At 68.9% G+C, this 12,776-nt stretch carries 7 protein-coding genes and 1 rRNA gene; 4 read left to right on the forward strand and 4 right to left on the reverse strand.

Annotation, left to right across the window (positions count from 1 at the left end; all coding sequences use genetic code 11):
- Window positions 1-237: 237 nt before the first annotated feature.
- Window positions 238-1,763: ribosomal RNA gene (locus tag OG562_RS05885) — 16S ribosomal RNA — on the reverse strand.
- A 572-nt stretch (window positions 1,764-2,335) separates the two neighbouring features.
- Between OG562_RS05885 and OG562_RS05890 the strand changes: the two genes are divergently transcribed.
- Together OG562_RS05890 and ptsP are read left to right on the forward strand one after the other, a co-directional pair.
- Entirely contained in the window at window positions 2,336-2,785 is a 450-nt protein-coding gene (locus OG562_RS05890; protein ID WP_266394453.1) for a PTS glucose transporter subunit IIA, read from the forward strand.
- Window positions 2,786-2,862: 77 nt separating this feature from the next.
- Complete coding sequence (ptsP, locus tag OG562_RS05895; protein ID WP_266409054.1) at window positions 2,863-4,533, forward strand: phosphoenolpyruvate--protein phosphotransferase; 1,671 nt, start codon at window positions 2,863-2,865, stop codon at window positions 4,531-4,533.
- Between the two features lie 102 nt (window positions 4,534-4,635).
- Here the strand turns inward: ptsP and OG562_RS05900 are convergent, their stop codons facing one another.
- A complete protein-coding gene (locus OG562_RS05900) occupies window positions 4,636-5,529 on the reverse strand; it encodes a hypothetical protein (RefSeq protein WP_266394455.1) in 894 nt (297 codons plus the stop codon).
- A gap of 24 nt (window positions 5,530-5,553) precedes the next feature.
- Entirely contained in the window at window positions 5,554-6,828 is a 1,275-nt protein-coding gene (locus OG562_RS05905; protein ID WP_323187487.1) for an MFS transporter, read from the reverse strand.
- A 46-nt stretch (window positions 6,829-6,874) separates the two neighbouring features.
- Between OG562_RS05905 and OG562_RS05910 the strand changes: the two genes are divergently transcribed.
- Window positions 6,875-8,194 (forward strand): aminotransferase class I/II-fold pyridoxal phosphate-dependent enzyme, encoded by a 1,320-nt coding sequence (locus OG562_RS05910; RefSeq protein ID WP_266394457.1) that lies wholly within the window; start codon window positions 6,875-6,877, stop codon window positions 8,192-8,194.
- Window positions 8,195-8,225: 31 nt separating this feature from the next.
- Here the strand turns inward: OG562_RS05910 and OG562_RS05915 are convergent, their stop codons facing one another.
- Window positions 8,226-10,193 carry an acetoacetate--CoA ligase gene (locus tag OG562_RS05915; RefSeq protein WP_266394459.1) on the reverse strand — a complete coding sequence of 656 codons (1,968 nt, stop codon included), beginning with the start codon at window positions 10,191-10,193 and terminating at the stop codon, window positions 8,226-8,228.
- Between the two features lie 214 nt (window positions 10,194-10,407).
- Here OG562_RS05915 and OG562_RS05920 point away from each other — a divergent pair, with 214 nt between their 5' ends.
- Window positions 10,408-12,774 carry a TIM-barrel domain-containing protein gene (locus OG562_RS05920; protein WP_266394461.1) on the forward strand — a complete coding sequence of 789 codons (2,367 nt, stop codon included), beginning with the start codon at window positions 10,408-10,410 and terminating at the stop codon, window positions 12,772-12,774.
- Window positions 12,775-12,776 lie beyond the last annotated feature (2 nt).

A 12,776-nucleotide genomic window follows, 5' to 3' on the forward strand; every position in this document is an offset into this window, starting at 1 on the left:
GGCATCAGAAGGCTTCCCGACCTCACGGCCGTGCCCTCAGACACCCAACAGCGTGCCCGACGCTCCCCGCCGCTTCCCTCATCCGTTCCACGCTCCGAAGAGCAGTACTAGGAAGGACAAGACGACCGAGTGCACCGAATAATCAACGTTCCACCCTTGAGCAACCAGCACCGGACGTTCGCCGATGAACTGGCCTCTGAACCAGCCCCGAAGGACCGGCTTAGAAGTGCTCCTTAGAAAGGAGGTGATCCAGCCGCACCTTCCGGTACGGCTACCTTGTTACGACTTCGTCCCAATCGCCAGTCCCACCTTCGACAGCTCCCTCCCACAAGGGGTTGGGCCACCGGCTTCGGGTGTTACCGACTTTCGTGACGTGACGGGCGGTGTGTACAAGGCCCGGGAACGTATTCACCGCAGCAATGCTGATCTGCGATTACTAGCAACTCCGACTTCATGGGGTCGAGTTGCAGACCCCAATCCGAACTGAGACCGGCTTTTTGAGATTCGCTCCACCTCACGGTTTCGCAGCTCTTTGTACCGGCCATTGTAGCACGTGTGCAGCCCAAGACATAAGGGGCATGATGACTTGACGTCGTCCCCACCTTCCTCCGAGTTGACCCCGGCAGTCTCCTGTGAGTCCCCATCACCCCGAAGGGCATGCTGGCAACACAGAACAAGGGTTGCGCTCGTTGCGGGACTTAACCCAACATCTCACGACACGAGCTGACGACAGCCATGCACCACCTGTACACCGACCACAAGGGGGCGCCTGTCTCCAGACGTTTCCGGTGTATGTCAAGCCTTGGTAAGGTTCTTCGCGTTGCGTCGAATTAAGCCACATGCTCCGCTGCTTGTGCGGGCCCCCGTCAATTCCTTTGAGTTTTAGCCTTGCGGCCGTACTCCCCAGGCGGGGAACTTAATGCGTTAGCTGCGGCACCGACGACGTGGAATGTCGCCAACACCTAGTTCCCACCGTTTACGGCGTGGACTACCAGGGTATCTAATCCTGTTCGCTCCCCACGCTTTCGCTCCTCAGCGTCAGTAATGGCCCAGAGATCCGCCTTCGCCACCGGTGTTCCTCCTGATATCTGCGCATTTCACCGCTACACCAGGAATTCCGATCTCCCCTACCACACTCTAGTCTGCCCGTATCGAATGCAGACCCGGGGTTAAGCCCCGGGCTTTCACATCCGACGTGACAGACCGCCTACGAGCTCTTTACGCCCAATAATTCCGGACAACGCTTGCGCCCTACGTATTACCGCGGCTGCTGGCACGTAGTTAGCCGGCGCTTCTTCTGCAGGTACCGTCACTCTCGCTTCTTCCCTGCTGAAAGAGGTTTACAACCCGAAGGCCGTCATCCCTCACGCGGCGTCGCTGCATCAGGCTTTCGCCCATTGTGCAATATTCCCCACTGCTGCCTCCCGTAGGAGTCTGGGCCGTGTCTCAGTCCCAGTGTGGCCGGTCGCCCTCTCAGGCCGGCTACCCGTCGTCGCCTTGGTGAGCCGTTACCTCACCAACAAGCTGATAGGCCGCGGGCTCATCCTTCACCGCCGGAGCTTTTAACCCCCACCCATGAGAATGGAAGTGTTATCCGGTATTAGACCCCGTTTCCAGGGCTTGTCCCAGAGTGAAGGGCAGATTGCCCACGTGTTACTCACCCGTTCGCCACTAATCCACCCCGAAGGGCTTCATCGTTCGACTTGCATGTGTTAAGCACGCCGCCAGCGTTCGTCCTGAGCCAGGATCAAACTCTCCGTGAATGTTTTCCCGTAATCGGGACTACACACACGAGAGCGGAACGGTCAGGCGGAATAAGCCCGGCCGTTCACAGCGTCCTCGCTGTGTTTTTTTCAAAGGAACCTCATCCTCGGCTATCACTGCCGGGGACGGGGTATCAACATATCTGGCGTTGATTTTTGGCACGCTGTTGAGTTCTCAAGGAACGGACGCTTCCTTTGTACTCACCCAAGAGACTCTCTCAGGCTTTCCTCCGGGCGCTTCCCTTCGGTCTTGCGTTTCCGACTCTATCAGGGTTTTTCCGGCCCCTTGACCACCATCCTGCAGGCATGCAGAAGATGATCCAAAGATAGGATCTGACAAGTTGGGTGCTGCTCGATAAGCGCGCTTGATCGCGTCGCTCACCTTCAAGCAGGAGTACGACTGTACACGGGGCCGCGGATCCGCTGCAAATCGACTAGGCTAGTGGTCTAGACCACGGATCGGGAGCTCTCGTGCAGAACCGGTACTTCATATGACATACCCTGCTGCACAGTGCGCCGTCCCGAACAAGTAGTAACGGCCCATGTACATCTCCACCCCTGGGAGGCTTCCCATGACCAGCGTGACGTCCCCTCTTGCCGGACGCGCCATCGGATTGGCCGCTGTGCCGGATCCGGTCTTCTCCGGGGCCATGGTCGGCCCCGGCACGGCGATCGACCCGGTGCGTGAGCCCTCCGAGGCGGTCGCCCCCGTGGACGGAGTCATCGTCTCCCTCCATCCGCACGCCTTCGTCGTGGTCGACGCCGAGGGGCACGGCGTGCTCACCCACCTGGGCATCGACACCGTGCAGCTCAACGGCGAGGGCTTCGAGCTCCTCGTGAACAAAGGTGACACCGTCACACGCGGTCAGAGCGTCGTGCGGTGGAACCCGGCCGCGGTGGAAGAGGCCGGCAAGTCGCCGGTGTGCCCGGTCGTGGCGCTGGAGGCCACGGCGGACGCCCTCGGCGAGCTCCGCGAAGACGTCGACGTGAAGGCCGGCGACGTTCTCTTTTCCTGGCAGTGATGCCAAGCCGTCCGATGACGGCAAGCAGGACAACCACCGCGGCGGCGGGACCCGCCGCACTATCGGAGACGGGTGAGATGGAGACAACGCTGCGAGGCGTCGGCGTGAGTCACGGTGTGGCGATCGGCGAGGTTCGGCACATGGGAACGGCGGTTCTCGAACCGCCTGCCAAGCAGATCCCTGCGGAGGACGCGGAGCGCGAACAGGGGCGCGCCCGCAAGGCCGTGGAAGCTGTGGCAGCCGACCTGATGGCGCGCGGCAATCTGGCGGGAGGCGAAGCCCAGGCGGTGCTCGAGGCGCAGGCCATGATGGCCCAGGACCCCGAGCTGATGGTGGACGTGGACCGGCGCATCGCCGTCGGCAGCACGGCTGAGCGTGCCGTGTACGACGCCTTCGCCGCCTACCGCGAGCTGCTGGCGGGGGCCGGCGAGTACCTTGCCGGTCGTGTGGCCGACCTCGACGACGTGCGGAATCGTATCGTCGCCCGGCTGCTGGGCGTTCCGATGCCTGGTGTCCCGGACAGCGACGAGCCGTACGTGCTGGTGGCCCGGGATCTGGCGCCTGCCGACACCGCGCTGCTGGACCCGACTCTGGTGCTCGGCTTCGTGACCGAGGAGGGCGGGCCGACGAGCCACAGCGCGATTCTCGCGCGTGCGCTCGGCGTGCCGGCCGTCGTGGCGCTGCCGGGTGCTGGTGAGCTCGCCGAAGGAACGGTGATCGCCGTCGACGGCAGCACCGGCGAGATCTTCGTGAACCCGAGCGACGAGAAGAAGGCCGAGCTCCGGGCGGCGGCCGCGGAGCGCAGGGCCGCGTTGGCCTCCTCGACCGGACCGGGAGTCACCGCCGACGGTCACAAGGTCCCGCTGCTGGCCAACGTCGGAGGTCCGGCCGACGTGCCGGCCGCCGTCGAGGCGGGGGCAGAGGGTGTCGGGCTCTTCCGTACCGAATTCCTCTTCCTTGACGACAGCAAGAACGCGCCGTCCGAAGAGAAGCAGGTCGAGGCGTACCGGCAGGTCCTCGAGGCGTTCCCCGAGGGCCGGGTCGTCGTACGGGTACTGGACGCGGGGGCGGACAAGCCTCTGGACTTCCTGACCCCGGCCGATGAGCCGAACCCTGCTCTGGGTGTGCGAGGGCTGCGGACTCTGTTGGACCATCCCGACGTCCTGCGCACCCAACTGACGGCCCTGGCGAAGGCTGCCGAGGGGCTGCCGGTCTACCTCGAGGTGATGGCCCCGATGGTGGCGGACCGGGCCGACGCGAAGGCGTTCGCGGACGCGTGCCGTGAAGCGGGTCTGCGGGCGAAGTTCGGCGCGATGGTGGAGATTCCGTCGGCCGCGCTGCGGGCTCGTTCGATCCTGCAGGAAGTCGAGTTCCTGTCGCTGGGGACGAACGACCTCGCGCAGTACACCTTCGCCGCCGACCGGCAGGTGGGTGCGGTGTCCCGGCTGCAGGATCCGTGGCAGCCCGCGCTGCTCGACCTGGTCGCGCTGTCCGCCGAGGCGGCGAAGGCCGAGGGCAAGAGCTGTGGTGTCTGCGGCGAGGCCGCGTCCGACCCGCTGCTCGCCTGTGTGCTGGCCGGTCTGGGCGTCACCTCCCTTTCCATGGGTTCGGCTTCGATTCCGTATGTCCGGGCGGCGCTGGCGAAGTACACGCTGGCACAGTGCGAGCGTGCCGCGGCGGCCGCGCGTGCGACGGACAGCGCCGAGGAGGCACGCGGTGCTGCGCAGGCCGTGCTGTCCGGCGAGTAGGAGCAGGGCCGGTCGCATCGGGCAGGCGATCGGTTGGTGAGCAGGGGCGCTCCGCCTTCGGGCGGAGCGCCCCTGCTTGTGTGTGGGGTGTCGTGTGTCGGCTCAGTGGTGGTGGCCGGACATGGGTCCCTCCTCGGCGAGGTCCGGTGGTACGCAGTAGTCCACGCCGGACTCGGGTGCGATGAGGTCGCCGGATTCGACGTCGGTGCAGTAGGCGTCGAAGACCTCGCCGGCCGTCAGAGGGTCGAGGCCGTCGCCGCGCAGCCGCCAGCCGTAGATCCGGTCGGGGGTGTCAGGGGCGGTGGTGCGCATGACCAGGCCGCCGGGGCCCTGGGTGGCGAGGCCGAGGGCGAGGACGGTGGCGAACTCGAGGGCTTCGGCCTCGTCGAGCTGCGTGGCACCGTCGGTTTCCTCGTCCGCGTGGAGGACGGCGACGAGTGTCTCGGGTGTTCCGGTGACACTGCAGACGAGGTGCCGGTTGCCGGCTGGGGCTGTGTCGAGGATGCGGACGACGAGGTCGGAGGCGCGGGTGAAGGCCGCGCGGCCGATGTCTTCGCCGCAGGTCGCGCACGCACCGAGGCGGGCCAGGAGGGTGGCCGCGTACTCCCAGGTCGCCCGGCGGACGGCTTCGTCGACGAGGGCGGGCACGAGGTCGGCGAGGGGCTGGCCCTCGTAGGGGATGGTAGGGCCGGTAGTCGCGAGTTCGGCCGTGAAGCGGGTGCGGTTGGCGGGGACGTCGGGGTCGATGCCCTTGTCGACGCAGTAGTCGGCGTACTCCTGCGGGTCGAAGAGGGCCACCGTGGTGTGGCTGCCCTGGAGGGCTCGCGTTTTCAGGAGCGCTTCGACCTGCCGGAGGTAGGTGCTGTGGTCCTCGAAGGTGAAGGTGCGGTAGCGGCGCATGGCACGGAAGTCGTGTTCGTCGGTGAGCAGACCGATGGTGCCGGCGATTTCACGGCGCAGGACGCGTCGCATGGTCTGGCGGTCGATGTGTGCCATGTTTCCCCCTGTGTGCACAGTCCATCAATGCTCACTCACAGTAATCGACGCCACTGACAACGGCCCGTGAGCGAGTCGGTCGTTCACCAGGCGGCGCTGAATCATGCAGGTCACAGCGATCATGCTGCCGAAAGCGAGCCAGCCGAGGGGGCCGGTGGCGATCGCCGTGGTGACGGCGAGTGGTCCGACGCTGCGTTGGGCGGACTGCGCCAGGCCATGGACGCCGAGGTAGGCGCCCTGCGCGCTGTCGGGGGCCAGGGCGACGGACAACTCCCAGGAGATCGTGGCGTGGAGCATCTCGGCGAGGGTGAAGAGCATGGCCGCGGCAGTGAGGAACAGGGTGGCAGCGTCTGTCTCCCCGGTCGCCGACGCCGCCATGGCCACTCCGCCCAGGGCGAAGGCGGCCGAGAGCGGGACGAGCAGGGCGCGGGCGGCGGCCGTGGTCGCCCCGAAACGGGCCAGGGGGACTTGGAAGGCCACCACCAGCACGTTGTTCAGGACCAGCAACAGGGGTGCGAGGCCGTGCGGTGCGCTGCTCGCGTGGGCGATCCACAGCGGCAGGCCTACCTTGAAGACCGCGTCGTCGAGGAAGAGGACGGTGTCAGTGGCCACGTAGGCGAGGTAGGTGCTGTCGCGCCAGGGGTTGGGCGGGATGGTGGTGGGCCTGGGGCTGTTGGAGTCGGTCACTTTGCGGGAGGGCGACCGAGGTTCGCCGCAGCGGAGGGTGAGGAGTGCGGTGGCGACGAAGGAGAGGGCGTCGCCCGCGAGGAGCCATCGGTATGCGGCGGCGCTGCCGAGGGCGAGGGCTGCCGCTGCGGCAAGGCCGCCGAGAGCCCAGCCGGCGTTGGCGACGGTGCGCTGGACGGCCTGGTAGCGGACACGGTCGGGGCCGGCGATCCGGGTGGCGTAGAGCCTGGTGAGGACGTTGCCGGCGCGGTCGCCGAGGCCGCCGAGGGCGCAGAAGACGACCAGGAGGGCGTAGTGGTCCGTGGTGAGCAGGGCGAAGGAGGCGAGGGCGCGCAGCAGTTGGACGGCGATCAGCACTCGGGGCAGGGGGAAGCGGTCCGCGAGGCGGCCGCCGATGGGGGCGCCCGCGATCCCGACCGCTCCGGCCACAGCGGCGAGGGTGCCGACCTGACCCAGGGAGAGGCCCGCGACGTAGGTGAAGTACAGGACGCTGACGGATGCCCACAGGCCGCTTCCGATGCGGTCGATGAGGGCGATGGTCAGCAGTCTGCGGCCGTCGCGTCCTCCCGGTACGCGGCTCGGCCATGCGGCTGCCCGCCGGATCGGATTCACTGGCTCCCCCTTGCCTGGAATTATGTATTGATACATACTTGGCAATGTGGCAACACAATATTCGATCAGTGGTACGACGGCCAAGGGAATTGCCGGCTCTGTCGAACGAGGCGTGGCCGAGGGGGCGTTGGGGCCTGGGGCCGCGCTGCCGCCGGTGCGTCGGCTCGCGGACGACCTCGGGGTGAGTCCGGGAACGGTCGCGACCGCCTACAAGGAGCTGCGGCGACGGGGCATCGTGGTCACGCACGGACGAGGCGGCACCGTCGTGGCGTCGGCCCCCGCCGTGGCGTCGCGCCGACCGCCCAGGGTTCCGGAGGGGTTGCGGGATCTGGCCGGGGGGCATCCCGATCCGAGGCTGCTGCCCGGTATGGCGCCGCTCTCGCGGCTGTCCCCCGGCGCCCGTTCCCACCGTTCGACGCCCCGGCTGGAGCGGCTGGAACAGGCTGTGCGCGACTGGCTGCGCCCTGATGGCGTGCCGGTCGAGCGGGTGACCTTCGCGCACGGGGCCCTGGATCTGATCGGACGGCTGCTGTCCGTGGAGCTGGGGCCGGGTGACGCGGTGGCCATGGAGGATCCCGGCTATCACCATCTACTGGACCTGGTCACAGCGCTGGGCCTGCGCATCGTGCCGGTGTCCGTGGACGAGGAGGGCGTGCGCCCCGAGGCGCTCCGGGCGGCCCTGAGAACGGGGGTACGCGCGCTGGTGTGCAGTCCGCGGGCGCAGAACCCCTACGGAGGCTGTTTTTCCGCGGCGCGCCGGGACGCGCTCGTCGAGGTCCTGCGGGACGAGCCGGATGTGCTGGTCGTCGAGAACGACCATGCCTCTGTGGTGGCGGACGCGCCCCTGCGGACCCTGACCTCGGGCGGGCTGCCGCGCTGGGTGCACGTGCGGACGGTGAGCAAGTTCCTGGGGACCGACCTGCGTTGGGCGGCCGCAGCCTGCGACCCGACCACCCTGGCCCGGCACGACGGCCGGCTGCTGCTGACGTCCGGCTGGGTCAGTCATCTCCTCCAGGAGACCGTGTACGGGCTGATGACCGACGACGACACGCACGCGTTGGTGACACGCGCGCGGGAGACGTACGCACTGCGCAGAGGAGCGCTTCTTCAGGAACTGGCGACACGGGGCATCGCCTCACACGGTGCGAGCGGGATGAACCTGTGGGTGCCGGTGCGGGACGAGTCTGCTGTGGTGAACGGGCTTCGGTCGTACGGCTGGTGGGTCGCGGCGGGAGCGCGTTTCCGGCTGGCGTCGGGGCCGGGGGTGCGGATCTCGGTCGCCGAACTCGAGCCTGCCGACGCGGCGCGGCTCGCTTCGGACTTCGCCCTGGTGCTGGGCGAGTCCGAGGCCACCTACGGCGGCTGAGCCTCTTCCGCGGGCCGCTCCCCCTGGCCGGTCAGGCGCGCTTGCGGGCGAGGTCCTCGTAGAAGTGCAGCAGGTCGAGGTTGTCGACGGAGCCCGGGTTGACCGCCTTGTCCAGTGCGGTGCCCTGAAGGAGGCGTTTGACCGGGACCTCGATGCGTTTGCCGGTGAGAGTGTGCGGCACTCCGGGGACCTCGATGACCTCGTCGGGGACGTGACGCGGGGAGAGCTGTTCGCGGATGGCCTGCTTGATGCGGCCGAGGAGGGCCTCGTCGAGGACGGCGCCGGGCGCGAGGTGCACGAACAGGGGCATCCAGTAGCCGCCGTCGGGCTGCTCGAGGCCGATGACGAGGGACTCCTTGATCTCGGGGAGCCGTTCGACGACCTCGTAGATGTCGGCCGAGCCCATGCGCACGCCCTGACGGTTGAGCGTGGAGTCGGAGCGGCCGTGGATGACGACGGAACCGCGCGTGGTGACGGTGATCCAGTCGCCGTGACGCCACACACCGGGGTAGGTGTCGAAGTAGCTGTCGTGATAGCGGCTGCCGTCGGGGTCGTTCCAGAAGCGGACCGGCATGGACGGCATGGGGTTGGTGACGACGAGCTCGCCGACCTCGTCGACGACCGCGTGACCGCTCGGATCCCACGCCTGCAGGTCGGTGCCGAGGCCGGCGGCCTGGAGCTCGCCGGTGTAGACCGGCAGGGTGGGGACGGCTCCGGCGAAGCAGGAGCAGACGTCCGTGCCGCCGCTGACGGAGGCGATCCACAGGTCGTCGCGGACTTCCTCGTGCAGCCAGCGGAAGCCGTCGGGCGGGAGCGGCGACCCCGTGGTGGCGACGCACTGGATCCTGGAGAGGTCGAAGTCGCGGGCCGGGTGCACCTCCGCCTTGCGGCAGGCCATGACGTACGCCGCCGACGTCCCGTAGAGGGTGGCTCCCGTGCGTTCCGCGATGCGCCACTGGGCGCCCGTGTCCGGATAGCCGGGACTGCCGTCGTACAGGACGATCGTGGTGCCGGTCAGGAGGCCGGAGACGAGGAAGTTCCACATCATCCAGCCGGTCGATGTGTACCAGAAGAAACGATCATCGGGGCCCAGGTCGCAGTGCAGACCGAGCTGCTTGAGGTGTTCGATCAGGATCCCGCCCTGGGACTGGACGATGGCCTTGGGCAGGCCCGTCGTACCGGAGGAGTAGAGCACCCACAGGGGGTGGGCGAAAGGGACCTGTTCGAAGACGGGCTCCTCGTCGCCGGCCGTCACGGCCGACCATTCCAGGGCTCCGTCGGGGGCTTCGGTGCCGAGAAGGGGAATGTGGACGACTGCGCGCAGGGTGGGCAGCTCGCGGCGCAGTTCGGCGACGACGTCCCGGCGGTCGTGCTCCTTGCCGCCGTAGCGGTAGCCGTCGACGGTGAACAGGACGACGGGTTCGACCTGCTGGAAGCGGTCGAGGACGCTGCGGGCGCCGAAGTCGGGGGCGCAGGAGGTCCAGACGCCGCCCACGGCGGCCGTGGCGAGAAGGGCTACGACGGCCTGCGGAACGTTCGGGAGATAGCCGCTGACCCGGTCTCCGGGGCGAACGCCGAGGGCGCGCAGCTCGTTCGCCAGCGAGCCGACCTGGCGGCGCAGCTCGGCCCAGGTCACCGGGCGCGGTTCATGGGTCTCGTCGACATGCAGCAGGGCCGGTTCGTCCGGGCGGGTGGCGGCGGCGCGCAGGGCGTGCTCGGCGTAGTTCAGCGTCGCTCCGGGGAACCACTGGGCGCCCGGCATGGCGCGGTCGCCCAGCACGCGCGCGTAAGGCGTCGAAAACCGTACGTCGAACCACTGCGTGACGGCCTTCCAGAAGGTCTCCAGTTCGTCGACGGACCAGCGGTGCAGGGCCGGATAGCCGCCTTCGGAGGGGGCTCCGTGGTGCTCGGCCGCCCAGGTCTGGAACCTGGTGACCTGGGACTCGGCGATCCGCTGCGGATCTGGCCGCCAGAGCGGCTCGGGGTTCACGGTCGGCATGGGGCGGCTCCCGGATGTGCGCGTCGTGTGCGTCGCCCGCGCACGTGCTGGGGTTGTGCGCGAGACGCGGCTGACACGGACGATGCCATGTGATCGACTTCTGCACCAGGGTGTGTCCCACACGGTCCGTGTTCGTGAAGAAGTGGTCCCGACATGGGTGAACGGCAGTTGAACGACACGCGCGTGTGGAGCGGTCGGTGGCAGGGTGAGCAGCATGGACGGTCGTGACCTGGTGCGTTCGATGAAGGCGGTCGGTTCTGTGGGAGCGGCCCAGAGGGTGCGTACCGTGCGGGCGGCGTGGCGCAGGAGGCGCGCGGACGCCGCCGGGTTGCCGGCGCGGGGCGCCGAGCGGGCGCGGGTGCCTGGGCCGGTGCAGGAGGTGGAGCCGGGGCCGGGCGGTGGGACGCTACGGTTCAGCCGCTCGGAGCTGAGGATTCTCGTCGCCGTGAACGGGGCCGTGTTCTGGGGCTGGGACGGCGCCGAGCCGGAGCCTTCGTACGCGCTGGCCGGTCGGTGTCCGGAGCCCGATCCGCGGGCGGTGTTGGAGCCGGACAAGGACGGCGGCTGGCGGGTGGTCGCCGAGCGGGTGACGGTCGTGGTCTCGCGGCACGGTGCGATCGACGTGTGCACGCCCGGAGGCATGACGTTGCGCCGTGATCTGCCGCCCCGGTGGTGGGAGCCGCGGGACGGCGGCCCGGCGCGCTGGATGCAGCGGTCGGAGGTGGCTGCGGACGCGCGCTTCTTCGGTCTCGGCGGGCGGGCGTCCGGGCCGCGGTTGCGGGGTGGGACGTACCGACTGTGGAACACCGATCCCCGACGCCCGTTCGGCCGCGGGGACGATCCGCTCTATCTCACGATGCCGGTGCAGCTGGTGGTGGCCGACGCGGCCACCCACCTCGTGTTCCACGACACCTCGTGGGACGGCACGGTGACGCTGCGGGAGGGCGAGGAGGGCGCCGGGTCCGGTCACGACCGGTCCGGGTTCTGTGAGCTGAGGATGGACGGAGGTCCGTTGCGCTGCTGGGTGGTGGTGGGCACCCCCGCGCGCGTGCTGCTCGCCTGGGCCTCGCTCACCGGTGCGCCGGCGCTGCCGCCCGCGTGGGCGCTCGGTCACCATCACGCGCGCTGGGGTTTCGGCAGTGAGCAGGAGGTCCGCCGGATCGTGGCGGGCTATCTCGAGCACGGTCTGCCGCTCGACGCCCTCCATCTGGACATCGACCACTTCGACGAGCACCAGGTGTTCACCGTCGACCAGGACCGCTTCCCCAAACTGCCGGTGCTCGCCGAGGAGCTGCGGCGGGACGGGATCCGCCTCGTGTCGATCGTCGACCCGGCGGTCAGGGCCGCGCGGGGAAACGCCGTCTACGACAGCGGGGTCGCCGAGGACGCGTTCGTACGGGATGCCTCGGGGCGGCTCGTCGAGGGCGTGGTGTGGCCGGGTGAATCGGTCTTCCCTGACTTCACGCACGCGCGCGTGCGGCGCTGGTGGGGAGGTCTCTATGCGGAGCGTTTGGCGCAGGGGTTCGCCGGCTTCTGGCACGACATGAACGAACCGGCGTCGTTCACCGCCTTCGGGGAGTCGACGCTGCCTCGGTCGGCCCGGCACGATCTGGAGGGGCGGGGCGGCGATCATCGCGAGGCGCACAACGTCTACGGGCTGTGCATGGCCTGGGCGGCCTACGAGGGGCTGCGGGAGCTGGTTCCCGAGGAGCGTCCGTTCGTGTTCTCGCGCTCCGGCTGGGCGGGCCTGCAGCGCTACGGCGGCACATGGTCCGGGGACGTCGCCACGGGCTGGCCCGGGCTGCGCGCGTCCTTGTCTCTCGTCCTGGGGCTGGGACTGTGCGGGGTGCCCTACTCGGGGCCGGACGTGGGCGGTTTCGACGGCAGCCCGTCGCCCGAGCTGTATCTGCGCTGGTTCCAGCTGGGTGCGTATCTTCCGCTGTTCCGTACGCACGCGAGTCTGCGGGCCGGTCGCCGGGAGCCGTGGGAGTTCGGGCCCGAGGTGTTGGAGCACGCGCGCGCGGCGCTCATCGAGCGTCGGCGGCTGCTGCCGTACTTCGTGACGCTGGCGCATCTGGCCCGGCGGACGGGGGCTCCCTATGTGCGGCCGGTGTGGTGGGGGGCGCCCGAGGACCGGGCGTTGCGGGACTGCGAGGACGCCTTCCTGCTGGGTGACTGTCTTCTGGTGGCGCCGGTGCTCGACGCGGGCACGGACCGGCGTGCGGTGCAGCTGCCGCGGGGGCTCTGGTACGACACGGCGACGGGACGGGCGTACGAGGGGCCGGGGCAGGTGCGCGTGGACGCGCCTCTGTCGCGCGTTCCGGTGCTCGCGCGCGCGGGAGCGGTGATACCGGTGCGTGGGGAGGACGGCGGGTTGGAGCTGGAGGTGTGGACGCCGGCCCGGGGACGGACGGGGGGCGGTCTGGTGGTGCGGGACGCGGGCGACGGCTGGGACGAACCCGAGATCGAGCGGTACGTCGCCCGCTGGGAGGGCCGTCGGGTCGTCGTCGAGCGGGAGAGTGAGGACGGCGTGCACGAGCCGTCCCACCCGGTGCGCGTACGCGGGCTCGGCGGAGGGTGAGC

It is taken from the genome of Streptomyces sp. NBC_01275 (assembly GCF_026340655.1).
Lineage (GTDB): Bacteria > Actinomycetota > Actinomycetes > Streptomycetales > Streptomycetaceae > Streptomyces.

Coding starts and splice junctions, on each gene's coding strand:
- OG562_RS05890 (WP_266394453.1), top strand. CDS start 2,336: ATGACCAGCGTGACGTCCCCTCTTGCCGGACGCGCCATCGGATTGGCC.
- ptsP (WP_266409054.1), top strand. CDS start 2,863: ATGGAGACAACGCTGCGAGGCGTCGGCGTGAGTCACGGTGTGGCGATC.
- OG562_RS05900 (WP_266394455.1), bottom strand. CDS start 5,529: ATGGCACACATCGACCGCCAGACCATGCGACGCGTCCTGCGCCGTGAA.
- OG562_RS05915 (WP_266394459.1), bottom strand. CDS start 10,193: ATGCCGACCGTGAACCCCGAGCCGCTCTGGCGGCCAGATCCGCAGCGG.
- OG562_RS05920 (WP_266394461.1), top strand. CDS start 10,408: ATGGACGGTCGTGACCTGGTGCGTTCGATGAAGGCGGTCGGTTCTGTG.